Origin of the sequence: Achromobacter sp. JD417, from assembly GCF_041879325.1 — a bacterium.
Lineage (GTDB): Bacteria > Pseudomonadota > Gammaproteobacteria > Burkholderiales > Burkholderiaceae_B > Achromobacter > Achromobacter mucicolens.
The window spans coordinates 1625810-1649220 of record NZ_CP087159.1; the positions used below are offsets into that span (position 1 = coordinate 1625810).

General features: G+C 66.1%; 25 protein-coding genes. 15 read left to right on the forward strand and 10 right to left on the reverse strand.

The features are described from left to right. The first annotated feature begins 50 nt into the window (after positions 1-50). Together LN047_RS07420 and LN047_RS07425 are read left to right on the forward strand one after the other, a co-directional pair. A complete protein-coding gene (locus tag LN047_RS07420; RefSeq protein ID WP_373981442.1) occupies positions 51-1460 on the forward strand; it encodes a PA0069 family radical SAM protein in 1410 nt (469 codons plus the stop codon). Positions 1461-1536: 76 nt separating this feature from the next. Then, complete coding sequence (locus LN047_RS07425; protein ID WP_217617705.1) at positions 1537-2019, forward strand: hypothetical protein; 483 nt, start codon at positions 1537-1539, stop codon at positions 2017-2019. A 19-nt stretch (positions 2020-2038) separates the two neighbouring features. Here LN047_RS07425 and LN047_RS07430 read toward each other — a convergent pair whose 3' ends face one another. Then, a complete protein-coding gene (locus tag LN047_RS07430) occupies positions 2039-2911 on the reverse strand; it encodes a DMT family transporter (protein WP_056322309.1) in 873 nt (290 codons plus the stop codon). Between the two features lie 212 nt (positions 2912-3123). Between LN047_RS07430 and rplS the strand changes: the two genes are divergently transcribed. Together rplS and LN047_RS07440 are read left to right on the forward strand one after the other, a co-directional pair. Next, positions 3124-3504 carry a 50S ribosomal protein L19 gene (rplS, locus tag LN047_RS07435; RefSeq protein WP_056322312.1) on the forward strand — a complete coding sequence of 127 codons (381 nt, stop codon included), beginning with the start codon at positions 3124-3126 and terminating at the stop codon, positions 3502-3504. A gap of 124 nt (positions 3505-3628) precedes the next feature. Further along, on the forward strand, positions 3629-4360 hold the full coding sequence (locus LN047_RS07440) for a CoA pyrophosphatase (protein WP_056322314.1): 732 nt from the start codon (positions 3629-3631) through the stop codon (positions 4358-4360). An 82-nt stretch (positions 4361-4442) separates the two neighbouring features. Here LN047_RS07440 and rsgA read toward each other — a convergent pair whose 3' ends face one another. Together rsgA and LN047_RS07450 are read right to left on the reverse strand one after the other, a co-directional pair. Next, positions 4443-5345 carry a ribosome small subunit-dependent GTPase A gene (rsgA, locus tag LN047_RS07445; protein ID WP_062838621.1) on the reverse strand — a complete coding sequence of 301 codons (903 nt, stop codon included), beginning with the start codon at positions 5343-5345 and terminating at the stop codon, positions 4443-4445. Then, a complete protein-coding gene (locus tag LN047_RS07450; RefSeq protein WP_180099135.1) occupies positions 5342-6592 on the reverse strand; it encodes a M48 family metallopeptidase in 1251 nt (416 codons plus the stop codon). Before LN047_RS07450 ends, rsgA begins: the two co-directional genes overlap by 4 nt. Before the next feature lie 61 nt (positions 6593-6653). Here LN047_RS07450 and orn point away from each other — a divergent pair, with 61 nt between their 5' ends. Both orn and LN047_RS07460 read left to right on the forward strand, forming a co-directional pair. Next, the gene (gene orn / locus LN047_RS07455; protein WP_223574733.1) at positions 6654-7199 is read left to right on the forward strand and encodes an oligoribonuclease; all 546 of its coding nucleotides are present in this window, start codon (positions 6654-6656) and stop codon (positions 7197-7199) included. Positions 7200-7258: 59 nt separating this feature from the next. Then, positions 7259-7897 (forward strand): NAD(P)H-hydrate epimerase, encoded by a 639-nt coding sequence (locus LN047_RS07460; RefSeq protein WP_175235442.1) that lies wholly within the window; start codon positions 7259-7261, stop codon positions 7895-7897. Positions 7898-7916: 19 nt separating this feature from the next. On the opposite strand, the gene paaX is transcribed toward LN047_RS07460, so the two are convergent. Further along, complete coding sequence (paaX, locus tag LN047_RS07465; RefSeq protein WP_175156251.1) at positions 7917-8846, reverse strand: phenylacetic acid degradation operon negative regulatory protein PaaX; 930 nt, start codon at positions 8844-8846, stop codon at positions 7917-7919. Positions 8847-9018: 172 nt separating this feature from the next. On the opposite strand from paaX, the gene paaA reads away from it, so the two are divergent. The 9 genes from paaA (at position 9019) to paaK (ending at position 17216) form a co-directional block, all read left to right on the forward strand. Next, entirely contained in the window at positions 9019-10008 is a 990-nt protein-coding gene (gene paaA, locus LN047_RS07470) for a 1,2-phenylacetyl-CoA epoxidase subunit PaaA (protein WP_062838626.1), read from the forward strand. A gap of 200 nt (positions 10009-10208) precedes the next feature. Beyond that, positions 10209-10493, forward strand: coding sequence for a 1,2-phenylacetyl-CoA epoxidase subunit PaaB (paaB, locus tag LN047_RS07475; protein WP_006388300.1), 285 nt, complete (start codon positions 10209-10211; stop codon positions 10491-10493). Positions 10494-10509: 16 nt separating this feature from the next. After that, positions 10510-11274 (forward strand): 1,2-phenylacetyl-CoA epoxidase subunit PaaC, encoded by a 765-nt coding sequence (paaC, locus tag LN047_RS07480; protein WP_062838627.1) that lies wholly within the window; start codon positions 10510-10512, stop codon positions 11272-11274. Then, the gene (paaD, locus tag LN047_RS07485; protein WP_056322749.1) at positions 11271-11777 is read left to right on the forward strand and encodes a 1,2-phenylacetyl-CoA epoxidase subunit PaaD; all 507 of its coding nucleotides are present in this window, start codon (positions 11271-11273) and stop codon (positions 11775-11777) included. The genes paaC and paaD overlap by 4 nt, the downstream gene beginning before the upstream one ends. Positions 11778-11791: 14 nt before the next feature. Then, positions 11792-12880, forward strand: coding sequence for a 1,2-phenylacetyl-CoA epoxidase subunit PaaE (gene paaE, locus LN047_RS07490; protein ID WP_056322336.1), 1089 nt, complete (start codon positions 11792-11794; stop codon positions 12878-12880). A 47-nt stretch (positions 12881-12927) separates the two neighbouring features. Continuing rightward, on the forward strand, positions 12928-14592 hold the full coding sequence (gene paaN / locus LN047_RS07495; RefSeq protein WP_373981443.1) for a phenylacetic acid degradation protein PaaN: 1665 nt from the start codon (positions 12928-12930) through the stop codon (positions 14590-14592). A gap of 15 nt (positions 14593-14607) precedes the next feature. Then, positions 14608-15396: a 2-(1,2-epoxy-1,2-dihydrophenyl)acetyl-CoA isomerase PaaG gene (gene paaG, locus LN047_RS07500; RefSeq protein WP_056322341.1), complete on the forward strand. Its 789-nt coding sequence runs from the start codon at positions 14608-14610 to the stop codon at positions 15394-15396. Then, positions 15396-15866 (forward strand): hydroxyphenylacetyl-CoA thioesterase PaaI, encoded by a 471-nt coding sequence (gene paaI, locus LN047_RS07505; protein ID WP_056322752.1) that lies wholly within the window; start codon positions 15396-15398, stop codon positions 15864-15866. Before paaG ends, paaI begins: the two co-directional genes overlap by 1 nt. 36 nt (positions 15867-15902) lie before the next feature. After that, complete coding sequence (gene paaK / locus LN047_RS07510) at positions 15903-17216, forward strand: phenylacetate--CoA ligase PaaK (RefSeq protein WP_062838629.1); 1314 nt, start codon at positions 15903-15905, stop codon at positions 17214-17216. 41 nt (positions 17217-17257) lie between these two features. Here the strand turns inward: paaK and LN047_RS07515 are convergent, their stop codons facing one another. The 6 genes from LN047_RS07515 to radC form a co-directional block, all read right to left on the reverse strand. Beyond that, positions 17258-18658, reverse strand: coding sequence for an MATE family efflux transporter (locus LN047_RS07515; protein ID WP_152383792.1), 1401 nt, complete (start codon positions 18656-18658; stop codon positions 17258-17260). Next, positions 18655-20385, reverse strand: coding sequence for a glycosyltransferase family 39 protein (locus LN047_RS07520; RefSeq protein WP_152383793.1), 1731 nt, complete (start codon positions 20383-20385; stop codon positions 18655-18657). The genes LN047_RS07515 and LN047_RS07520 overlap by 4 nt, the downstream gene beginning before the upstream one ends. 124 nt (positions 20386-20509) lie before the next feature. Next, the gene (locus LN047_RS07525) at positions 20510-20776 is read right to left on the reverse strand and encodes a type B 50S ribosomal protein L31 (protein WP_008164119.1); all 267 of its coding nucleotides are present in this window, start codon (positions 20774-20776) and stop codon (positions 20510-20512) included. Between the two features lie 214 nt (positions 20777-20990). Further along, positions 20991-21839, reverse strand: a complete 849-nt coding sequence (kynA, locus tag LN047_RS07530; RefSeq protein WP_062838631.1) for a tryptophan 2,3-dioxygenase — start codon at positions 21837-21839, stop codon at positions 20991-20993. Positions 21840-21983: 144 nt separating this feature from the next. Then, the gene (gene kynB / locus LN047_RS07535; protein ID WP_062838632.1) at positions 21984-22610 is read right to left on the reverse strand and encodes an arylformamidase; all 627 of its coding nucleotides are present in this window, start codon (positions 22608-22610) and stop codon (positions 21984-21986) included. 91 nt (positions 22611-22701) lie between these two features. Beyond that, positions 22702-23379, reverse strand: coding sequence for a DNA repair protein RadC (gene radC / locus LN047_RS07540; RefSeq protein ID WP_056322355.1), 678 nt, complete (start codon positions 23377-23379; stop codon positions 22702-22704). Between the last annotated feature and the right edge of the window lie 32 nt (positions 23380-23411).

The window sequence follows — 23411 nt, forward strand, 5'->3', positions numbered from 1 at the left end:
AAGGCTTTTGGTGCTTGTCAAAACCACTGTGTTTTTGTACAGTAGTTTTTATGGCACGCACCGATCATTCTTTTCCCGCCGGTTCTGGGTCCCCGGCTGCCGCCCCCGCCGCCTTGCGCGGTCGGGGTGCGGTTACTAATGTTCGGCATCGCTTTCAGCGCGATGACCGCGTCCAGGTCGACGATGGCTGGTCCGCTTCCGGTCTGCCGGCCGATTTCATCGACTCCGTCCCCGATAACGCGCCGGACGCCAGCGATGCGGTCCGCTCCCCCGTTATCCCCATCCTGCCCGACACCCGCTGCGCGCCGCCCGCACTCAAGACCACGGTCACTGCGGAAGAAGCGCGCAAGATCCTGTCGCGCAACGATTCCCCGGACATTCCCTTCGACGTCGCCGCCAATCCGTACCGCGGCTGCGAGCACGGTTGCGTGTATTGCTATGCCCGGCCCACGCATTCCTACCTGGGCTATTCGCCCGGGCTGGACTTCGAAACCCGGCTGGTGGCCAAGGCCAACGCCGTGCAGGCACTGCGCGCCGAACTGTCCCGGCCCGGCTACAAGCCGTCGCCCATCAACATCGGCTCGGCCACCGACGCCTACCAGCCCATCGAGCGCGACTGGCGCCTGACGCGGGGCATGCTCGAGCTCATGCTCGAAACCCGGCATCCGGTCACCATCGTCACCAAGAACGCGCTGGTCGCCCGCGACCTGGACCTGCTGGCCGCCCTGGCGCAGCAGAACCTCGTGGTGGTCTACATCAGCATCACCACGCTGGATGCCGGCATGGCCCGCACGCTGGAGCCCCGCGCCGCCGCGCCGTGGCGCCGCCTTGAAGCGGTGCGCAGCCTGACCGACGCCGGCGTGCCGGTGGGCGTGCTGGTGGCCCCGGTCATTCCGTTCATCAACGACGAATCCATGGAACACATCCTCCAGGAGGCCAAGGCCGCCGGCGCGCACTACGCCAGCTTCACGGTCCTGCGCCTGCCCTGGGAGGTCAAGACCCTGTTCGAAGACTGGCTCAACGCCCACTATCCGGACCGCGCGCAGCGCGTGTTGCATCGCATCGAAGACCTGCGCAACGGCCGCCGCAACGATCCCAACTTCGGGTCACGCATGCGCGGGACGGGCATCTGGGCCGACCTGCTGCGCCAACGCTTCGCGGTCGCCACGCGCAAGCTGGGGCTCAACCGCACGCGCCTGTCGCTCGATTGCAGCCGCTTCGCGCCGCCCGTGGGGCCTGGCGCGTCAGCGTCGCTTTTCGACGCTGCGTCCGCGGCTGTGGTTGCGGTTCCGCCGGGTGATGCCGGCGGCGCCGACTCCGATTTCCCATCCCCGGCTGGCGCGAAAGCGTCTTCAGGGGTCCCTTTTCCTGGTGGTTTGCCCGCGGTCGGCGGCGCGTACGGGCGCGGTGCGCGCCAGTTGCGCGCCGTGGCCGCCGGCCAATTGTCTTTGTTCGACTGACCGCAGGCTGCTGTTGCCTCGGGTGCATGCCAGGGCGAATCGCCTCGGCGCTGGAACGTTTATCCAAGGAGTTCCCATGAACACCGCTGATTTTTCCGTCCTGCAGGATGAGCTCGCCGTTTCCCTGAACCCGCTGCGCCGCGGCGCCAACCGCGCCCGCGCGTTCTGCGCCAGCCTGACGGGCATGGCCTTGCCCTGGAGCGGTTCGGCCTCTGGCCCGCGCACGCGTGCCACCCGCATGCCCGCCCGCTGGCCGTTCCCGCCGGCGCCCACGCCTGAGGAAGTGGCCATCAGTCCTGCGGCAGGCGGTCCTGCGGCAGGCGCTCCCGCGGTCGACACCCCGGCGAGCGTTTCGGCTCCGGCTCCGGCCGCCGCTCCCGTTCCCGCAGCCGTGCCGGTCGCCTCGGGCGCGCGCGATCACAGCATCGGTGACGCCAAGGCTCAGCCCGTTGCCAACCAGCTCACCATGAAAGCCATGATCACGGACGTCGTGCTGGTGTTGGCCTGGGGCGCAATGATTCCCGGCCTGATGTGGTTGGGCGTGGCGGGCGGATTCTGAATACGCTGCCACGCGGCGGTCAGCTCGATCCCAACAGGATCACGCCCGCCAGAATGGACACGCAACCGGCCAGACGGCCGACGCCCACTTTTTCACGCAGCAGGAACATGCCGGCCAGGGTGCCGAGCATCATGGACATTTCGCGGGCAGGGGCCACCAGGCTCAGCGGCGCGCCGTTGCGCAATGCATACAGCACCAGGATGTACCCCAGCGGCGACAGAAAGCCCACGGCCAGCGCCAGATGCCAATGTCCGCGCATGGATTCCCACGAATGCGTGGGGCGGCGCAGCATGTGGGGCGTCATCATCGCGGTGCGGGTTACACAGGTGAACCAGTCGAACAGCACCGGGCTGATCAGCAGCACTTTCACGCCGTACGCGTCCACCACCGTATAAGCGGCGATGAACAGGCCGATCACCACACCCCAGCGCACGCCGATCCACGCCTGCGGCTGCTTGAAGATGGCCAGCCGTCCCTGGGTGGCGATCAGCAGCACCCCGGCGACCACGCACAGCATGCCCGCAATCCCGGTGTGGGTGGCTGGCTCGCCCAATAGCAGGAAGGCGCCCGTGGTGGAAAGCAGCGGGCCGGTGCCCCGGGCAATTGGATACACCACGGACAGGTCGGCCACCTGATAGCCGCGTTGCAGGCACAGGCTGTAGCCCAGATGCAACAGGCTGGACGCCAGGATTGCCCCGACGACGGGCCAGGTCCAGTTCATGCCGTCGTGCATCAACACCCAGATCACCCAGGGCGCATACAGCACCGAGGCGCACAGGCCGTACGCGAAGACGAAGGGCGCGCCCACCATGGCCGCGCGCTTGGCAAGGAGGTTCCACGTGGCGTGGGCCATCGCCGCCAGGACGACCAATAACAGGGACGAGTACGACATGGGGGAACAGCGTCAGATGACGTGTTTGTTACAGGGAGTTGGAAGGGTACCGCAAACCATGCTCAAGCCGCACATGTTACCCGAGGCCTGGCGGAATTTTTGGTGTAGAATCATCGGTTTGCCAAATCTCATCCTCTGCTTGCGGCATAGCACTCACAATACTGAACGGCAAAAGTATTACCCCGCAAAGGCATGATGATCTAGGAGTTCACATGAACCTCATCGCTATCCTGGAACAGGAAGAAATTGCCCGTCTGACCGGCGGTCAAGCCAAGCCTGAATTTGCTCCTGGTGACACCGTCATCGTGAGCGTCAACGTTGTCGAAGGCACCCGCAAGCGCGTGCAGGCTTTCGAAGGCGTTGTGATTGCCAAGCGCAATCGCGGTCTGAACTCCGCGTTCACCGTGCGCAAGATTTCGTCGGGTGAAGCCGTGGAACGTACGTTCCAGCTGTACTCGCCGCAAATCGCCAGCATCGAAGTGAAGCGCCGCGGCGACGTGCGCCGCGCCAAGCTGTACTACCTGCGCTCGCGCTCGGGCAAGTCGGCTCGCATCAAGGAAAAGCTGGTCAGCAAGCAAGCCAACGCGGCTTGATCGCTTATCGGTACACGGCCCTGCCAGTGTCGGACGTACACGCCAACCCGCGTTTCCGTCCGGCACGGGTTTCCGGGTTAAAAAGGCACCTGCGAGGGTGCCTTTTTTCTTATTTCTGAGCCGTATGTCTGATTCCTCGTCTTCCGCGCGGCCCCGACGGCCGCTGGCGCGTCCCGGCTTCGATCCCGCGACGCAACCGTGGGTGGTGGCCAACGAATCGCTGCCGCCCGTGCCGACCCGCCTGCTCACGCCGGACTCGCTGCGAGGCACGCTGAGCCAGCCGTCCACCTGGACGCTGGAGTTATCGCGTGACAACGATCTGCGCTATCCCGGGCGAGAGGGCGCGCCGGTGCCTGCCGCCGTGCTTATTCCGCTGGTGACCCGTGACGAGGGCGTGAACATCATGCTGACGCAGCGCGCGGCGCATCTGCATGATCACGCGGGCCAGATCAGTTTTCCCGGGGGTCGCATCGAGACCAGCGACGCCACGCCCGTGGCGGCGGCGCTGCGCGAGGCGCAAGAGGAGACCGGCTTGCCGGCCAATCACGTGGAAGTCCTGGGCAGCATGCCGCCGTACCTGACGGCGACCGGCTTTTCGATCATTCCCGTCGTGTCGCTGGTGCGGCCGGGGTTCGAATTGGCGCCCGATGCGTTCGAGGTGGCCGAGGTGTTCGAGGTGCCGCTGTCGTTCCTGATGGACCCGGCCAATCACCGCCTGTACGAGGCCCGGCTGGATGATGGGCGGGTGCGCCAGTATTACGGCATGCCCTATGGCAAGCATTTCATCTGGGGCGCGACCGCGGGAATGCTGCGCAATCTTTATCACCTGCTGCGCCACGGATTCACGCCGCGCTGACGCGCCTGGGGCAGGGCTTTTCGTGACCCGCACACGCTGACGGCCCCGATTGGGGCCGTCTTCAATGGCGCGGCGCCAAGCGTCAGTAGCGTTGCTGGCCCGCCAGGTTTTCCTCAAGGATGCGTTCGTACAGCGCGTAGCGAGCAGGATCGATCCTGCCGGCCTGCAACGCCGCCATCACGCCGCAGCCGGGCTCGTGGCGGTGGGTGCAGTTGTAGAAACGGCATTCCTCGATGGGCTGCGTGAACTCCGGAAAGCCGCGGATGATGTCGTCACGGGTCAGGTGATGCAGCCCGAAAGCCTGGAAGCCCGGCGAATCGATCAGGTCGCCGCCCGGCGCCGGCAGATGGTAGAGCCGGGTGCTGGTGGTGGTGTGCTTGCCCATGTCCAGCGCGGTGGAGTGCTCGCGCGTGGCAGCGGCGGCGTCCGGCACCAGTGCGTTCAGCAGCGTGGATTTGCCCATGCCGCTTTGCCCCAGCAGCAGGTTGGTGCGGCCAGCCAGGCGCGGCGCGAGCAGGGTGTGGACCTTTTCGGGCTCGAGCGCACTCAGTTCGATGACATCCACGCCCAGCGCCGCGATGGGCGCAAGCCGCGCGCGGGCGGCCGGCAGCTCGTCGGTCAGGTCTGTCTTGTTCAGGATGATGAGCGGCGCGATGCCCGCGCTCCATGCGCCCGCCAGGGCTCGGCCCGTCAGGTCGTCCGAAAAGGTGGGCCGCACGGCCACGACGATCAACAGCTGGTCCACATTGGACGCAAACTGCTTGGACCGCATTTCGTCGGAACGATAGAGCAGGTTGCTGCGCGGCAGGATGGCGTCGATGGCGCCTTCGTCCTTGCCTTGCGGCGTGATCTTGACCCGATCACCCACCGCGGCGCCGGTCTTCTTGCCGCGCGGGAAGCATTTGCGTAGCGCGCCGTCGGCCAGTTCCACGGTGTAGTGGCGGCCATGCGCGGCGATGATGCGGCCTTCCATTGGCGCGCTCATGCGGCGGCCGCCATCAGGTGGCGGATGCGCACGGCGGCAGGCGGGTGACTGTCATAGAAGGCGGAATGCACGGGGTCGGGCGTCAGGGTGGCGGCGTTGTCGTCGTACAGCTTGACCAGCGCGGAAACCAGGCGGTCCGGCGAGCTTTGCTCGGCGGCATAGCGGTCCGCTTCGAATTCGTCGCGGCGGGAATACCAGCTGGCAAGCGGCGTCAACATGAAGGTGAATACGGGAATGACCAGGAAGAACAGCAACAGGGCCATGGCGTCGTTGCGGCCACCCAGTTGCGGCAGCACGCCCAGGCCCACGTAGAACCACGGTTGCTGGGCGACCCAGCCCAGGATGGCAAAGAACACCAGCGCGGCGGCAAAGCTGAAGACCACGCGCTTGATGATGTGACGCTTGGCGAAATGCCCCAGCTCGTGCGCCAGCACGGCTTCGATTTCGTCGGCGTTCAGGCGGGCGAGCAGCGTGTCGAAGAACACGATGCGGCGGGATTTTCCGAAGCCCGTGAAGTAGGCGTTGCCATGCGCCGAGCGGCGCGAGCCGTCCATGACGAAGAGTCCGTTCAAGGCAAAGCCGCAGCGCTGGGCCAGGCGCTGGATGCGGCCGGCCAGTTCGGGGTCGGAAAGCGGCGTGAACTTGTTGAAAAGGGGGGCAATGAACATCGGGTAGATGATCAGCAGCGCCAGGTTGAACACCGTCCAGAGCGCCCAGGCCCAGATCCACCAGTAGGCGCCTGCACTGCCCATCAGCCACAGCACTGCGGCGGCCAGCGGCAGGCCCAGCACGGCGGCGACCAGGAGGCCCTTGAGGGCATCGGCCACGAACAGCCCGGGCGTCATGCGGTTAAAGCCAAAGCGCGCTTCCAGCTTGAACTGGCGCCAGAGCGTGAAGGGCAGGCCCAGCAACCCCAGCACCAGCGCCACGGTCACCAGCAGCAGCATCTGCCGCACGAAGTCGTTGCTGGTAAGCTGGCTGACCGCAAGGTCGATGAACTGCAGCCCGCCCAACAGCGTCAGGGCGACCAGCACGAGGGCGTCATAGGTGCGTTCGAGCATGCCCAGCCTGACCCGCGCCACGGTGTAATCGGCCGCCCGTTGGTGGCTGGTCAGCCCGATGCGATGGGAGAATTCCGCAGGCACCTGGTCCCGATTGCGGGCGACGTGGCGGATCTGGCGCGACGCCAGCCACATGCGCACGGCAATATCGGTCAGCAGGAAGGCAACGAACAGCAGTGTGAACATGGGCAATGCGTTTTGCTCAAGAAGGGATGTGCGAAAATCGCGTGTTTTAAAGGCAAATTATATGGCTGCGAACGAAAACCGCCTGATCTGGCTCGACATGGAAATGACGGGGCTGGACCCCGAGAAAGAACGGATTATCGAGGTCGCCGTCGTGGTGACCGAGCCTGACCTGACGGTCGTCGCCGAAGGGCCGGTGATCGTGGTGCACCAGTCCGACAGCCTGCTCGACGCCATGGACAACTGGAACAAATCCACCCACGGCAAAAGCGGGCTCATCGACAAGGTCAAGGCCTCCACGGTGTCCGAGGCGCAGGCAGAGGATACGCTGTTGGCGTTCCTTGCGCAGCATGTGCCGGCCGGAAAATCGCCGATGTGCGGCAACACCATCGGCCAGGACCGCCGTTTCATGTTTGCGTACATGCCGCGCCTGGAACAGTTCTTCCATTACCGCAACCTGGACGTCAGCACGCTCAAGGAGCTGGCGCGCCGTTGGGCCCCCGCCGTCTACAAGGGATTCGAGAAAAAGAGCCGCCACGAAGCGCTGGCCGACATCTACGAGTCCATCGACGAACTCAAGTATTACCGCGAGCATTTCCTGAAGGTCTGAGACCGGCGGCGGGCCGCCGGGTTCCAAACGACACACGGCCTTGCCGCCGCGCTTCGCTTATGCCGTCCTACTCCGTCGCGCAGATCCGTCTTGCAGAGCAGCGCGCCCTGGCATCCGGGCGCACCCTGATGCCGCTTGCGGGCGCCGCGGCCGCCAACTTCGTTACTGCGCGGGTTCCCGCGAAGGCCTCGGTGCTTGCCCTGGCCGGTCCCGGCAATAACGGCGGGGACGCGTTGGAAGCGGCCACGCTGCTGCTGGCGCGGGGCTTCGATGTCCATGTGGTGCTGCCTTCCGGCCCCGGCAAGCTGCCCGCCGACGCTGCCCGTGCCTGGGCCGGCTGGCTGGCCGCAGGTGGACAAGCGCGCACGCACGACGACCTGCCTGATGGACCGTCCCCTGATCTGGTGATGGACGGCCTGTTCGGCATCGGTCTGAACCGTCCCCTGGATGCCAAATGGCAATCCCTGATCGATGCGGTCAATGCCTTGCAGGTGCCGGTGCTGGCGCTGGATGTGCCCAGCGGCATCGAGGCCGACAGCGGGGCGGCGCTGGGCCGCCCGATTCAGGCGCGCTGGACGCTATCTTTCATTGCGGTCAGCCGCGGGCTGTCGCTTCCCGGCGCGGGACGCGCGGCCGCCGGAGAGTGCCACGTCGATACGCTGGGCGTCGTCATGCCCGCCGACAGCGCAGACCGCTGAGCTGCCGCACGGGGGGCTGTCAGGCCGGCCGTCCGCCAAACCGGGTTTCGACCTCGGGCGACAGTGGGCGATAGCGTTCGTTGTCCTGGCCGGCCAGGGCATCCAGGTGGATCTCGGACGGATCGAATACCTTCCAGTAGAGCCGGCCGCATAGGTCGCGGGCGGCGTGGCCGGGCCAGTTGTCCGGCAGCATGGGGGCGGGAAGCTGCGGGTCGTGCAAGACGATCCGGCGCCAGCTGTGCAGCACCATGACGCGGACGGTAAAGGCGTCTGCGGGCGAGGGCGCGTCGTCCAGCAGCTTTTCCAGCGGGCCGAAATTGCGCGAGAACTGCCGGTATTGCTCGGCCACGTCGTCCAGGTTCCAGCACTGGGTGGCCAGGCTGGCGATGGGCAGCCCGCCGGCCCCGGCCAGATCGCGGGCCGACAGCACCAGGGCGCGGTCCGGAATGCCCAGCTTCTCAAGAATCTCGTGCGCGGCGCGCGCCTCGGTGTGCGGATGCGCAAACAGCCCCGGCGCGATCATGCCGAAGCCTTCCCAGGTCAATTCGCGGCGCAATTCGCCGCGTTCAGCCAGTCCGTTGCCCGTGCGGGGCAGCGCGACCAGCGTCCATTCCCCGTTCCATTCCTTGGCGCCGCCTTCGTAGATGCGTTGCGACGCGTGCGACGTATATCGCGCGCCTTGCTCGGAGATCAGGTACAGGCTGCGCCGGCCGTGCCGTTCGGATTGCAGCCAGTTCTGCGCCACCAGGCGAAAGACGCTGGTGCGCAGCAGGCGTTCGTTGATGCCCAGCGGGGCGAGCAGCTCGATCAGGCTGCCCAGCCAGATGGCGCCGCCGTGGGGCGCGAGCGCATCGCCCAGCACGCTGACGCAGAGCGATTTCGCGCGGGGCGGATCGCTTTTCAATAAGCGGGACAGGGCGCGTTCCAGGGGCGACTGAGGGTTTGCCATAAGGAGGGCCGCGGACGGCCGATATCGGGATGCTGGATATGATACATAAATCCAATGTGATACAGATTTGAGTTTGACAATGAATTTTTTGTATTAAATAATCGATCCATGACATGACGGCACTGCGCAGCGTTTGCTTTGCGTTTTCGCAAACCGTCTCAAGGAGACAACTATGTACGCTCAACTCGTCGAAACCGGCGTCAAGCAGGTCAAGACCGCGGACCAGCTTGAAGGCCTGGAACAGACGTTCCAGCGGCGCATCGACGACGGCGTCCGCATCGAGGCCAAGGACTGGATGCCCGAGGCCTACCGCAAGACCCTGGTTCGCCAGATCTCGCAGCACGCGCACTCGGAAATCGTGGGCATGCTGCCCGAAGGCAACTGGATCACCCGCGCGCCGTCCCTCAAGCGCAAGGCCATCCTTCTGGCCAAGGTGCAGGACGAAGCGGGCCACGGGCTCTACCTGTATAGCGCCGCGGAAACCCTGGGCGTGTCGCGCGACGACCTGATCGACGACCTGCACGCCGGGCGCGCCAAGTACTCCAGCATCTTCAATTACCCCACGCTGAGCTGGGCCGATATCGGCATGATCGGCTGGCTGGTCGACGGCTCGGCGATCATCAACCAGATTCCCCTGTGCCGCTGTTCGTACGGCCCGTACGCGCGGGCCATGGTGCGTGTCTGTAAGGAAGAGTCCTTCCACCAGCGCCAGGGCTATGACCTGCTCATGCAGATGTGCCTGCACGGCACGCCCGAACAGAAGGCGATGGTGCAGGACTCGCTGAACCGCTGGTGGTGGCCGGCCCTGATGATGTTCGGCCCGTCGGATGCGGATTCGCCCAACAGCGCCCAATCGATGGCCTGGAAGATCAAGCTCTTCTCGAACGACGAGCTGCGCCAGAAGATGGTGGACCAGACCGTGCCCCAGGCCGAGTACCTGGGCCTGACCGTCCCCGATCCTGACCTGAAGTGGAACGCCGAGCGCGGTCACTACGACTTCGGCGAAATCGACTGGACCGAGTTCTACGCCGTGCTCAAGGGCAACGGCCCCTGCAACCGCGAACGCCTCGCCGCGCGCGTCAAGGCGCACGAGGATGGCGCCTGGGTGCGCGACGCGCTGGTCGCCCACGCCGAAAAGCAGTCCGCCCGTAAAGCCGCTTGAGGTGGTTCCCCCCCCCCGGAGCGCTGCGCGCTTCCCCCCCAGGGGGGCGCCGCAGCGGACCGGCGGAGCCCGGATCCGCGCGGCCCCGCTGGCCCTTGCTGGCGCGTCGGGATCGGTCAAATTTCTGGCATTCGCAGTTCCCAATTTCATTTATTGCAGACCGTCGGCGCCATGCGCCCCGGCATTAGAGGAAATCCATCATGAGCAAAGACTGGCCTCTGTGGGAAGTCTTCATCCGCAGCCAGCACGGCCTGGCGCACAAGCACGTGGGCAGCCTGCATGCCCCGGATGCGGAAATGGCGATCAATCATGCCCGCGACGTGTATACGCGCCGCAACGAGGGCCTGAGCATCTGGGTGGTGCGCGCCTCCGATATTTCGGCCAGCAGCCCGGGCGACAAGGATCCGCTGTTCGAGCCGGCCAACAGCAAGGTCTACCGGCATCCGACCTTCTTCCCGATGCCTGAAGAAATCAAGCACATGTAAGGCGGGTGGGGTAGACATGGATAAAGCACTCTTTGAATACCTGCTGCGTCTGGGCGACACGTCGCTCATCCTGTCGCAGCGGCTGGGCGCCTGGACGGGCCACGGTCCGATCCTGGAAGAAGACCTGGCGCTGACCAACACGGCGCTGGACCTCCTGGGCCAGGCCCGCATGTGGCTGACGCTGGCCGGCGAGGTCGAGGGCGCGGGCCGCGACGAGGATGCGCTGGCCTATCTGCGCGACGCGCACGAATTCCGCAACGCGCTGCTGGTCGAGCGCGACAACGGCAACTACGCCGACACCATGGCGCGGCAATTCCTGTTCGACGTGTGGCATTACTTCCTGCTGCAGCGCCTGGAGACGTCCGCCGACGAGCGCGTTGCGGCCATCGCGGCCAAGTCGCTCAAGGAAGTCACCTATCACGTGCGGCGTTCCTCCGACATGGTGGTGCGTCTGGGCGACGGCACGGCCGAAAGCCACGCCAAGATGCAGGCCGCCATCGACGACGCGTGGCGTTTCACCGGCGAGCTCTTCGCCGATGACGCCATCGACCAGGACCTCGCGGCGCGCGGCATCGGCTGTGAGCTGGCCGCGCTGCGCCAGCCCTGGCTTGCGCACGTGCGCGAAGTGCTGGAAGAAGCCACCTTGACGGTGCCCGACGAGGCGGCCGCAAACCACGCGGCGCACCGCGGCGGCCGCCAGGGCAAGCACACCGAGGCGCTGGGCTACGTGCTGGCCGAAATGCAATATCTGCCCCGCGCCTACCCGGGAGCGACGTGGTGAACGCGCTCGCGCCCATTTCCGCCGACCAGGTCTACGCCTGGCTGCAGGAGGTTCCCGATCCGGAGATCCCCGTGCTGTCCGTGGTGGACCTGGGCGTGGTGCGCGACGTGTCGTGGGACGGCGACGCCTGTGTCGTCGTCATCACGCCAACCTATTCGGGCTGCCCCGCCATGCGCGAAATCACGCAGGACATCCGCCAGACGCTCGAACGCCACGGCGTGCCCGAGGTCCGGGTGGAAACGCGCCTCGCGCCCGCCTGGACGACCGACTGGATGACCGAAAAAGGCCGCGAGGCCCTCAAGGGTTACGGCATCGCGGCCCCCGCCGAACGCGCCATCGACATCTCGGGCATCAGCCGCCGCGCGGCCGCGCCGGCCATCGCCTGCCCGCGCTGCGGGTCGCGCGACACGCGCCTGGTCAGCAATTTCGGGTCCACGTCGTGCAAGGCGCTGTATCGCTGCGTCTCGTGCCGCGAGCCCTTCGATTATTTCAAGACTCACTAAAGAGTGGTTTCGAGATGAGCCAGAACCAATTCCATGCTTTGAAGGTGGCGTCCGTCGCGCGCAACACGCGCGACGCCGTGGTCGTGACCTTCGACCTGCCCGAGGCGCTGACGGAAGAATTTGCCTTCCAGCCCGGCCAGTACCTGACGCTGCGCACGCAGCTCAACGGCGAAGAACTGCGCCGTTCGTATTCGATCTGTTCGGCGCCGCGCGACAAGCTCCTGCGCGTGGCGATCAAGAAGGTCGACGAGGGCGTGTTCTCAAGCTGGGCCAATCACGAACTGCAGCCTGGCCAGACGCTCGAAGTCATGGCGCCGGCCGGCAACTTCACGGTTGACTTCTCGCCGGAGAACCAGCGCCACTACGTGGCCTTCGCGGTGGGTAGCGGCATCACGCCTGTCTTTTCGCTGGTCAAGACGGCGCTGTCGACCGAACCCAAGAGCAAGTTCACCCTGTTCTTCGGCAACCGCGCGTCGTCCGCGGTGCTGTTCCGCGAGGAAATCGAAGACCTGAAGAACCTGTACATGGACCGCTTTTCGCTGGTCTACGTCATGAGCCGCGAGACGCAGGACATCGAACTCTTTAACGGCCGCCTGGACGGGGACAAGGTCGATCAGCTCATGTCGGCCTGGATGAGCCCGGAGGATATCGATTACGCTTTTGTGTGCGGTCCCCAGACCATGACGGAGAGCGTGGTCGAACGGTTGCAGGCGCGCGGCATCCCGAAGTCGAACATCAAGTTCGAACTCTTCGGCGCGCCGAAGGGCCCGCGCGCGCTGCGCACCGGCCAGGACGCCCGCCAGGCGCCCGGCAAGGGGCAGTGCGAGGTCACCGTGGTGCAGGACGGGCATAGCCGCATGTTCGTCATCGACAAGAACAAGGACAGCGTGCTGGATTCGGCGCTGGCGCAGGGCATCGAACTGCCGTATTCGTGCAAGGGCGGGGTGTGTTCCACCTGCCGCTGCAAGGTGATTGAAGGCGAGGTGGACATGGACGCCAACTTCGCCCTTGAAGACTATGAGGTCGCGCGCGGGTTCATCCTGAGCTGCCAGAGCTTCCCGGTCAGCGACCGGCTGGTTATCGACTTCGACCAGGAAACCTGACCCGGCGCGCGCCAGGCAAGCATTCAAATCTTATTGGAGAGACAAGCGTGTCCCAGAAATTCTTCGAACGCCACCAGCCCCTGCTGGAACAATCCCTGGCAGCCGCCGCGCTGCGCGGCTACTGGAGCCCGTTTGCCGAGTCGCCCAGCCCGCGCAACTATGGCGAGACCGCCAACGACGAGGGTCGCGCCGCCTTTGAAGCCCTCAAGGGCAAGCCCTTTCCGCTGAACCTGCACGATGCCGACGGTGTCGTGGGCGGCGAAAAATCGCCCTATGGTTTCGACCTGGGCATCACCTATCCGCGCGTGCCGGCCGACAAGCTGATCGCCGCTTCCAAGCGCGCGCTGCAAGACTGGCGCCGCGCCGGTCCCCACGCCTGGGTGGGCGTGTCGCTGGAAATCCTGGCGCGCCTGAACAAGCTCAGCTTCCAGATCGCCTACGCGGTCCAGCACACCACCGGTCAGGGCTTCATGATGGCCTTCCAGGCCGGCGGCCCCCACGCGCAGGACCGCGGCTTCGAAGCCGTCACCTACGCCTGGCAGGAGATGTCGCGCATTCCGGGCGTCGCCGTCTGGGAAAAGCCGCAGGGCAAGAACGATCCCATCCGCATGGAAAAGCACTTCACGGTCGTGCCGCGCGGCGTCGCGCTGGTGATCGGCTGCTCGACCTTCCCGACGTGGAATGGCTATCCCGGGCTGTTTGCCAGCCTGGCGACGGGCAATACCGTCATCGTCAAGCCGCACCCGGGCGCGATCCTGCCGCTGGCCATCACCGTGAAGGTGGCGCGCGAAGTGCTGCAGGAAGCCGGCTTCGATCCCGATGTCGTGCAGCTTGCCGCCCATGAAGCGGGCGACGACACCGCGCAGAAGCTGGCCCTTGACCCGGCGGTCAAGATCGTCGACTTCACCGGCAGCACCGCCAACGGCGACTGGCTGGAGAACAATGCGCGCCAGGCCCAGGTCTACACCGAGAAGGCCGGCGTGAACCAGGTCATCATCGATTCGACCTCGGACCTGAAGGGCGTGGCCCGCAACCTGGCGTTCTCGCTGGCCCTGTATTCCGGCCAGATGTGCACGGCGCCGCAGAACATCTACGTGCCGCGCGACGGCATCAACACGCCCGAAGGCCGGGTCAGCTTCGACGACGTGGCCGCCGCGCTGGGCGTGGCGCTGGAAAAGGTCGGCGCCGATGCCGCCAAGGCCGTCGAACTGACGGGCGCCATCCAGAACGAAGGCATCGTCGAGCGCATCGAGAAGGCGCGCGCCTTGGGCCTGCCCGTCGTGGCCGACAGCAAGACGCTGGTCCATCCGCAGTTCGAGAACGCGCGCGTGCGCACGCCGCTGCTGCTGCGCACCGAGGCCGGCAACCCGGCGCTCAGCCAGGAGTGGTTCGGTCCCATCGCGTTTGTCGTGGCCACCGATTCCACGGCGCACAGCATCCAGCTGGCGCGTGACAGCGTCATCGAGCACGGCGCGCTGTCCCTGTCCGCCTACACCACGGACGAGCGTGTGGCCGAGCAGATCCAGGACGCCGCCGAAGTGTCGGGCGTGTCGTTGTCGCTGAACCTGACCGGCGCGGTGTTCGTCAACCAGACCGCGGCCTTCAGCGACTTCCACGGCACCGGCGCCAACCCGGCGGCCAACGCGGCGCTGTCGGACACGGCGTTCGTCTCCAACCGCTTCCGCGTGGTGCAAACCCGCCGTCACATCTAAGCCGGGCGATCGCACATGACCTACCAGGATATTCAATTCGACCTGTCCGGCGGCATCGCGCGCCTGACGCTTAACCGCCCGGACAAGCTCAACAGCTTCACGGCCAACATGCACGCGGAAGTGGCCGACGCGCTGACCCGCGTCGAAACCGAAGGCGCGCGCGTGCTGGTGCTGACGGGCGCCGGCCGCGGTTTCTGCGCCGGCCAGGACCTGAGCGAGCGCAAGCCCGCGCCCGACGGCACGCCGCCCGATCTGGGCGAGACCGTCGACAAGTTCTACGCGCCGCTGGTGCGCCGGCTGGGCGCCTTGCCCATGCCGGTCGTGGTGGGCGTGAACGGCGTGGCCGCGGGGGCGGGCGCCAATCTGGCGTTTGCGGGCGACATCGTCATCGCCAAGGCGTCGGCCAACTTCATCCAGTCGTTCTGCCGCTTGGGGCTCATTCCGGATACGGGCGGCACGTTCGCGCTGCCCCGTCTGGTGGGCCGCGCCCGCGCCATGGGCCTGGCCATGCTGGGCGACAAGCTGAGCGCCAAGCAGGCAGAAGAGTGGGGCCTGATCTGGCAATGCGTGGCCGACGAGGAATTCGACGCCGCGCTGGAGCGCCTGGCCACGCATTTCGCGGCCGCGCCCACCAAGGGCCTGGCGTTCACCAAGCGGGCGCTGCAGGCCAGCCTGGGTAATGACCTGTCCACGCAGCTGGACCTGGAACGCGACATGATGCGCGAACTGGGCCGCAGCGCCGACTATGCCGAAGGCGTGGCCGCATTCCTGGGCAAACGCGAACCGCAGTTCAAGGGGCAATGATGGGCGTTCATGTTCCCCCCGTTGAAGTGCCGGCCGATCCGCAGGAACTGGCGCAGGCCGTGGGCTCGGTGATGTATGCCGGCGACGCGGCCTCGCAAGGCCTGGACATGAAGATTGAGGAAATGGCGCCGGGCTACGCGCGGCTGACCATGCGGGTGCGCCCCGACATGCTGAACGGCCACAAGACCTGCCACGGCGGCTTCATCTTCGCCCTGGCCGACAGCGCCTTCGCGTTCTCGTGCAATTCCCGCAATGTCAGCACCGTGGCGTCGGGTTGCACGATCGACTATCTGGCGCCGGGATTCGAGGGCGACCTGCTGACCGCCGTGGCCCAGGAGCGTTCGCTCGCTGGCCGCACCGGCGTCTACGACGTCACCGTGACCAACCAGGACGGCCGCAACGTGGCCTTGTTCCGGGGACGTTCGTACCGCATCAAGGGCCAGATCGTCGGGACGCCCACGGACGCCTGACTGCATTACAGAACCAAAGAGAAGAGAGACATCATCATGCCCAACACCATGAGCAAGCCGGGACTGGATCCTATCGAGCATGCCAGCCAGGACGAGCTGCGGGCGCTGCAGCTGGACCGCTTGAAGTGGACCCTCAAGCATGCGTACGAAAACGTGCCGCACTACAAAAAGGCGTTCGACGAAGCCGGCGTGCACCCGGACGACCTGAAGCAGTTGTCCGATATTTCGAAGTTCCCGTTCACCACCAAGAAAGAGCTGCGCGAGAACTATCCGTTCGGCATGTTTGCCGTGCCGCGCGAGCGCATCTCGCGCATCCACGCGTCCAGCGGCACGACCGGCAAGCCCACCGTGGTGGGCTACACGCAGGGCGACCTGGACAACTGGGCCAACCTGGTGGCCCGTTCGATCCGCGCGGCGGGGGGCAAGCCCGGCGACACGGTTCACGTGGCCTATGGCTACGGGCTGTTCACGGGCGGCCTGGGCGCGCACTACGGAGCCGAACGCCTGGGATGCACGGTCATTCCGATGTCGGGCGGACAGACTGAAAAGCAGGTCCAGCTGATCAATGATTTCCGTCCGGACATCATCATGGTCACGCCTTCCTATTTCTGCAACATCCTGGAAGAGCAGCGCCGCCAGGGTATCGATCCGCGTCAGAGCTCGCTGCGCATCGGCATTTTCGGCGCCGAACCCTGGACGGGCCAGATGCGCGCCGACATCGAGGCCGAAGCCGGCATCGACGCCGTCGACATCTACGGCCTGTCCGAAGTGATGGGCCCGGGCGTGGCGAGCGAATGCGTCGAGACCAAGGACGGTCCGGTCGTCTGGGAAGATCATTTCTACGCCGAGATCATCAACCCGGACACGGGCGAACCGGTGGCCGACGGCGAACCGGGCGAACTGGTGTTCACGTCGCTGACCAAGGAAGCGATGCCCATCGTGCGCTACCGCACTCGCGACCTGACCCGCCTGTTGCCGCCCACGGCGCGCAGCATGCGCCGCATCGGCAAGATCACCGGCCGCAGCGACGACATGCTGATCGTGCGCGGCGTGAACATGTTCCCCACGCAGGTGGAAGAACTGGTCCTGAAGATCGCGCAGCTTGCGCCGCACTACCAGCTGGTGCTGAGCCGCACGGGCAACATGGACGAGCTGGAGATCCTGACCGAAGTGCGCGCCGAGTTCTCGGGCCTGTCCGACGCTGAACGCGCCAACTTGGGCAAGCAGTTGCAGCACGCGGTCAAGACGCACATTGGCGTCAGCGCGCGCATTCAGGTGTCGGATGCCGGACATGTGGAACGCACATTGACCGGCAAGGCGCGCCGGGTGATCGACAAGCGTCCGAAGTAAAAAAAAGCAGCCGCAAGGCTGCTTTTTTTATTGCGCCGTCACTACTGCCCCACGGTGCGCAGGATCCGCCGGTACCAGAAGTGCAGCAGGGCGGCCGACAACGCCAGGCCGAACATGGCCATCAGCCACATGCTGCCGGCGCCTTGCGGCGATCCCGGCACCAGCAGGTCTCGCAGGCCGTCGATGCCGCCCTGGCCGGGACCGAAGCCGAACCACCAGCCGCCCACCAGTCCCACGCCGGCCAGCGCGACCGTCTGCAGGATCAGCGGCACGACGGCGATCTTGTAGGCGCGCAGCAGGTACGAGTTGATGCACTGCATCGAATCGAACAGATGGAACAGCGGCAGGACGGCGAGCAACGTGGTCGCCACGGCAGCGACCGCGGCGTCGTCCGTGTACGCGGCCAGGATGAGCGGTCGGCCGATCAGCAGCACTGCGGCCGTCAGCAGCGCGCCTATCAGGCCCAGCGCCAGGCCGGCCATGCCGGTGCGGTGCGCATGCGCGTAGTTGCCCGCGCCGATGGCCTGCGCCGTCAGCGCGGCGGTCGCCACGCCCAGCGCCATCGGCATCATGTAGCAGAGCGCGGCCAGGTTCGACATGATCTGATGCCCGCCGGTCACGAAGGTGCCCTCGCGCGCCACCAGCAGCGCCATGAAGGTGAACGCCGACACCTCGACCAGGTAAGATCCGCCCATCGGGACGCCCAGACGCAGCAGTTCCTTGAGCGCCTTCCAGTCCGGCTTGCCGATGCGCAACTGGAAACGGCGGTAGTAGCGGTCGTGCGTGATCACCCACAGGCCCAGGCCCAGGCTCATCCAGGACACCACGGCCGTGGCCAGCCCCGCGCCGGCCGCGCCCATCGCGGGCAGGCCCAGCTTGCCGTAGATGAAGATCCAGTTGAACAGCGCCTTGAAGCCGATGATGGACAGGTTGATGGCCATGACGAGCTTGGGCCGCGACACCGCGGTGCCCAGCGCATAGATGGTGCGGAACACCAGCGCGGCGGGCAGCGCCAGGACCAGCGCCTGCAGGTAGGACGCGATGCGGTCGCGCACGCCGGGGGCAACATCGCCCGACATGAAGAGCCACATGTCCGGAAACAGCATCAGCACCGCGCCCACGACCGACAGGCCAAGCGCCAGCCACACGCCCTGGCCCCAGCTTTTGCCGACTTCCAGGTTGTTGCCGGCGCCGAATTGCTGCGCCAGGATCGGGATCAGGGCATGCACGACGCCCATCAGGCCGACGAAGATCGTGATGTAGATGGAAGCGGAAAGCGCCATCGCCGCCAGGTCGTCGGGGCTGGAATGCCCCGTCATGGCGGTGTCCAGCACGCCGAACGAAATGCTGGCCCACTGGCTGATGAGCACGGGCCAGGCCTGCTTGAGGATCCCGCGCAGGGTGGCGCCGAAGGTCATCGGCGCCGTCAAGGCAGGGGTCATGGCTTGGCGCCGGTGCGCAGCAGGCGGAAGGTTTCGGAACGGTCGGCGCGGCGGCCGCCTTGCCAGAGGACTTCGGCGCCTTCGCTGTAGGCAGCGGTGCCGTCGCGCAGGCTTTGGTTGGTGGTCTGTTGCAGGACCAGCGTGCAGCGCGTGTCGAACGGGAACGACAGGTTGTTGAAGATGAGGAACGAGGCGCGTTGCCCGCTGCCCAGGCTCAAGCCGCGAATGCACTCGCCGGGACGCTTGTGCTGCGCGATGGCCTCGGCCAGTTGGCCCGACACGGTGCGATAGCTGCGCGCGTAGTCCACCGCGGGTTGCCACAGCAGCACCAGCAGGATCCAGGTCACGGTCAGGCCGCCAGCCGACAGCACCGTGCCGCGCCACAGCGCCTGCGGGCGCACGCGCAGCCGCCATACGACCAGGACGATCCACCCCAGCGTGAAAAGGACGGCCAGGGCAAAGGCCACCCACGAGATCACGGGCTCATAGCCGGTGGTCTGGCGGGCGATGTTGCGGGAAATCTGCGCCGGCCAATGGAAATGCAGCGCCACCCAACCGAGCCAGGCGGTGGCCACGGTCAGCGAAAAGCACATCACGGCAAACCAGTCCAGCGTGTTCACCACGCCACGGCGCAGGGTGGGCAGCGAGAACGCGCCCAGCACCGCGCACGGCACGGCCAGCAGCACGAATTCGGAGTCGCCGGCCTCGTCCACGAAGAACAGGATGACGGTTGAGCACGCCAGCAGCATCAGGGGCACCCAGATGTGCGGGGCATGGATCCAGGCACGCCAGCGCCAGATGGCCAGCAGCGCCAGCGGCCAGGTCGGCCACAGGTACCACGGCAGGTCGCGCAGCGTGCGGGCGGCGTCGTGCAGGCCCGGGATGGCGAACGACGACAGGTTCCAGGTCTTCCAGTTGCGGATCCAGTATTCGCTGCCCTGGCTGGCAGGGATCCACCAGGCGAGGATCAGGCCGGCGGCCAGCACTGCAGCCCAGAGCAGCCAGCGCTTGCATTTCCAGAGCGGGCTGCGCGGATAGAAGGCCAGCGCCGCACCGATCATGATGGGCAGGGCGCCGACCCAGCCGCGCGTCAGAAAGCTGGCGGCCAGCGCGATGCCCAGCGTGGTGGAGCCGGTGACGGGGCGGTCCACGGTGCGGGCCAGCGAATAGAACGCCAGTGCCTGGCAGGCCATGATCGCGGGCATGACCGTCGTTTCATGCGTGCGCTGCAGGATGCCGACGGTGGCGAGCAGCAGCAGCAGGGCGGCGTCGGCCAGCATGCGGCCATAGTCGCGGGGTTCGGGTTCGCCGCCGAAGGGCAGCGCCAGCGGCTGGGCCTCGGCGCGGCGGCCAAGCAGATACGTGCCGTACCAGACGCTCGAGGCCGTGATGCCAAACCACAGCAGGTTGGGTAGGCGGCCGGCGGTGATGTCGCCGATGAACGGGCCAAACAGCCAGATGCTGATCGCGCCCACCCACGTGATCAGCGGACCTTCCTCGGCGTGGGCCAGATGCCCCACCTGCGGCAGCAGCCAGGTCAGGCCGCCTTCGCGGATCGCGGTGATCATGGTCGCCAGTCCAACGGCGTCGTCGGTTTTCCACGGGTCGCGCATGAACAGCCCGGCCACGATGTAGGCCAGGGACAGGCCCAGCAGGATGAGGCGGGGCAGTTTTGCGGTGGCGACCGACGTCAGCCGGGCCGGGGTGGAAATGGAAAGTGGGGACACGGGCGTTAATGTAACCGAGTGGTCGGAATGCGCCACCCCCTGACCGATTGTCCGGCGTCAAGGGGGGAAAAAAAAGCAGCCCGAAGGCTGCCTTTTTGCTGTGACTCCCGCAGGAGCAACAGGATCAGGAAGCGGACTTGACCGTGCCAGCAGTGCGGGCGAAGCGGGCGCGGAACTTTTCCACGCGGCCGGTTTCGACGATGCGGGTCTGGGCGCCAGTGTAGAACGGGTGCGATTCGGAGGTCACGTCGCACTTGAAGAGCGGGTACGTCTTGCCGTCGAGTTCGACGGTTTCGCGCGTCTGGACGGTGGAACGGGTGATGAACTTGTTGCCCGTTTGCAGGTCGGCGAAGACGACTTCGCGGTATTCGGGGTGAATGCCTTCTTTCATGGTGCTTTCCTAGACTCGGTCGAGTCTTTTTCAAGAGTTAGGGTCGCCAGCTACAGCTGCCTGGGTTGGGTTTGCCTACACCCAATGGCGCGACAGGCGCTAGCCACGTATCCAAAAAGTAACCCCGCATTCTAGCACGCGATATTGCCCTCGGCCAGCCGTAAGTGGTCGCCTGGGCCAGCCTGCGGCCCGGGCGCCTTGACGCGAGAGAACGTCAGAGATCCGTGCGCAGCTTCCAGATTTCCGGAAACAGCACGACTTCCAGCATGCGCCGCAGGTAATCCACCCCGGACGTGCCGCCCGTGCCGCGCTTGAAGCCGATGACCCGTTCGACCGTCGTCACGTGGCGAAAGCGCCACAGCCGGAAGGCATCTTCCAGGTCGGTCAGCTTTTCGCCCAGCTGGTACAGCGCCCAGTAGCGGTCCGTGTCGCGGTAGACCGCCAGCCACGCGGCTTCAACCGCCGCAGACGCCTGATAGGGCTGCGTCCAATCGCGCTCCAGGTAGTCCGCGGGAATGTCCAGGCCATTGCGCGCCAGCAGCCGCAGCGCCTCGTCATACAGGGACGGCGCCTCGTAGGCGCTCTGCACCTGGGCCAGCAGGTCGGCGCGGTGCGAGTGCGGCTTGAGCATTGCCGCGTTCTTGTTGCCCAACAGGAATTCGACCTGGCGGTACTGGTAGCTCTGGAATCCGCTCGACCGCGCCAGATAGGGACGCAACGCGGAGTATTCGGGCGGCGTCATGGTGGCCAGCACGTCCCAGGCGTGAACGAGCTGCTCCATGATCTTGCTGACGCGCGCCAGCATCTTGAAGGCGGGCTGCAGACGGTCCGCCGCCACGCTGGCGATCGCCGCGCGCAGCTCGTGCAGCATCAGCTTCATCCACAGTTCGCTGGTCTGGTGCTGGATGATGAACAGCATTTCGTTGTGCTCGGGCGACATCGGATGCTGGGCGCCGAGCAGTTCGTCCAGATGCAGGTAATCGCCGTAGGTCATGTCGCGCGCGAAATCGAGCTGCGCTTTTTCCTGGTGGACGATGTCTTCGGGGCGTTCGTTCTGGTTCATGCGCGGCCTCCGGGGCAGGGCGGGGCGGCGCGGCGGGCGGATGCGGGCAGGGCGCGCCAGTGGGGCGCGAAAAGCAATTCCATGGTCGATTCTCCGGGCGGGGCAGCTGCAGTCGCGCAGCCGCTCCCAGGCAGGCAAATCAGCCTACAGTTCGCGCAGGACCGCGCGGACCGGGCTGGCATCGGCCTGGACCAGCGCCAACGGCAAGGCGATCAACTCGTAATCGCCTTCCGGCACGTCGTCGAGCACCAGGTTCTCCAGTACCCGCATGTCATGCCGCAAGATCGTGTGGTGGCTGTCCAGGGTCTTGCTGGAAGCGGGGTCGATGCTGGCGGTGTCCAGACCGATCAGCATGACGCCGCGTTCGGCCAGCCATTCGATCGTCTGGGGCGCGTAGGCGGAGAAATCGTCCGTCCACCAGTCCTGCGCGGCATGCTTGGCGGTGCGCACCAGCACGCGGGGCGGCAGGTTGTGCGCCGCATGGGCAAGGTGATCGATGGTGATGAGCGCGCCGCAGTCGATCGCGTGGATGACGCGGCAGGGGCCCAGGAAGGGTTCAAGCGAGACCGCGCCGATGGCTGCGGCCCCGTTTTCGTAGTGCAGCGGGGCGTCGGCATGCGCACCGATGTGCGGCGACAGCGTGATTTCGCTGACATTGACCGGACAGCCAGGCGTGAGCGACCACTTCCATTGCTGGCGGTACGGCGTGTCGCCCGGAAACACGGGCGATGCCGTCGAGACGGGCGGGGAAATGTCCCACAGGCGTTTCATGGCAGGCAAGAAGGGTCGCGAGGGCCGAAATTAGGTTAAGCCTAAAACAATATCGGCCGGTAGTCTAACGGAATTCCGGCCCGCGTTGCGGTCAGAGGCAGCCCAGCTCGGCCATCGACAGCGCCGAGCCGCCCGCGACGATCAGGTGGTCGACGAGCCGGATGTCCACCAGCGCCAGGGCTTGCTTCAGGTGCCGGGTGAAGCTCTGGTCAGCGGCGCTTGGCGAGGCCACGCCCGATGGATGATTGTGCGCCACGATGAGGGCCGCCGCGTGGTGGCGCAAGGCTTCGCGCACGACCTCCCGGGGGTAGACCGCCGCCTGCGACAGCGTGCCCCGTGCCAGTTCGCCGGTGGCGATCAAACGCAGCTGGGCGTCCAGGTAGAGCGCGATGCAGTGCTCGACCTGGCGATGCCCGAGCGCCGCCTTGCAGTATTGCTTCACGCGGGTCGGGTGGTTCATGGCGATGTCCCTGACCAGGTCTTCTTCCAGCGCCCGGCGCGCCAGTTCCAGCAAGGCCGCCAGGGTGCAGGCCTTGGACGAGCCCAGGCCGGCGACGGCCATCAGTTCCTCGGGCGAGGTGCTTAAAAGGCCGCGCAGGCCGCCGAACCGGTCCAGCAACTGGCGGCATAGATCCACTACATTCAGCCCCGGAATGCCCGTGCGCAGGGCGACGGCAAGCAGCTCGGCGTCCTGGATGGATGCGGCCCCGTGGCGCAGCATGCGCTCTCGGGGACGGTCTTGTTTTGGCAGCCGGACGGACAATTTCATAAGAGGCTCTAAAATCAGGGTTTACTCAAATA

Bases quoted from the DNA above. Each gene is read 5' to 3' on its own strand.
- LN047_RS07450 (WP_180099135.1), bottom strand. From the start codon at position 6,592: ATGTTCACACTGCTGTTCGTTGCCTTCCTGCTGACCGATATTGCCGTG.
- paaI (WP_056322752.1), top strand. From the start codon at position 15,396: ATGGGCGTTCATGTTCCCCCCGTTGAAGTGCCGGCCGATCCGCAGGAA.
- paaK (WP_062838629.1), top strand. From the start codon at position 15,903: ATGCCCAACACCATGAGCAAGCCGGGACTGGATCCTATCGAGCATGCC.
- LN047_RS07460 (WP_175235442.1), top strand. From the start codon at position 7,259: ATGCCGTCCTACTCCGTCGCGCAGATCCGTCTTGCAGAGCAGCGCGCC.
- paaE (WP_056322336.1), top strand. From the start codon at position 11,792: ATGAGCCAGAACCAATTCCATGCTTTGAAGGTGGCGTCCGTCGCGCGC.
- kynA (WP_062838631.1), bottom strand. From the start codon at position 21,839: ATGAACCAGAACGAACGCCCCGAAGACATCGTCCACCAGGAAAAAGCG.
- LN047_RS07425 (WP_217617705.1), top strand. From the start codon at position 1,537: ATGAACACCGCTGATTTTTCCGTCCTGCAGGATGAGCTCGCCGTTTCC.
- radC (WP_056322355.1), bottom strand. From the start codon at position 23,379: ATGAAATTGTCCGTCCGGCTGCCAAAACAAGACCGTCCCCGAGAGCGC.
- kynB (WP_062838632.1), bottom strand. From the start codon at position 22,610: ATGAAACGCCTGTGGGACATTTCCCCGCCCGTCTCGACGGCATCGCCC.
- LN047_RS07420 (WP_373981442.1), top strand. From the start codon at position 51: ATGGCACGCACCGATCATTCTTTTCCCGCCGGTTCTGGGTCCCCGGCT.
- paaG (WP_056322341.1), top strand. From the start codon at position 14,608: ATGACCTACCAGGATATTCAATTCGACCTGTCCGGCGGCATCGCGCGC.
- LN047_RS07515 (WP_152383792.1), bottom strand. From the start codon at position 18,658: ATGACCCCTGCCTTGACGGCGCCGATGACCTTCGGCGCCACCCTGCGC.
- LN047_RS07440 (WP_056322314.1), top strand. From the start codon at position 3,629: ATGTCTGATTCCTCGTCTTCCGCGCGGCCCCGACGGCCGCTGGCGCGT.
- paaC (WP_062838627.1), top strand. From the start codon at position 10,510: ATGGATAAAGCACTCTTTGAATACCTGCTGCGTCTGGGCGACACGTCG.
- LN047_RS07430 (WP_056322309.1), bottom strand. From the start codon at position 2,911: ATGTCGTACTCGTCCCTGTTATTGGTCGTCCTGGCGGCGATGGCCCAC.
- orn (WP_223574733.1), top strand. From the start codon at position 6,654: ATGGCTGCGAACGAAAACCGCCTGATCTGGCTCGACATGGAAATGACG.
- rplS (WP_056322312.1), top strand. From the start codon at position 3,124: ATGAACCTCATCGCTATCCTGGAACAGGAAGAAATTGCCCGTCTGACC.
- rsgA (WP_062838621.1), bottom strand. From the start codon at position 5,345: ATGAGCGCGCCAATGGAAGGCCGCATCATCGCCGCGCATGGCCGCCAC.
- paaB (WP_006388300.1), top strand. From the start codon at position 10,209: ATGAGCAAAGACTGGCCTCTGTGGGAAGTCTTCATCCGCAGCCAGCAC.
- paaX (WP_175156251.1), bottom strand. From the start codon at position 8,846: ATGGCAAACCCTCAGTCGCCCCTGGAACGCGCCCTGTCCCGCTTATTG.
- LN047_RS07525 (WP_008164119.1), bottom strand. From the start codon at position 20,776: ATGAAAGAAGGCATTCACCCCGAATACCGCGAAGTCGTCTTCGCCGAC.
- paaA (WP_062838626.1), top strand. From the start codon at position 9,019: ATGTACGCTCAACTCGTCGAAACCGGCGTCAAGCAGGTCAAGACCGCG.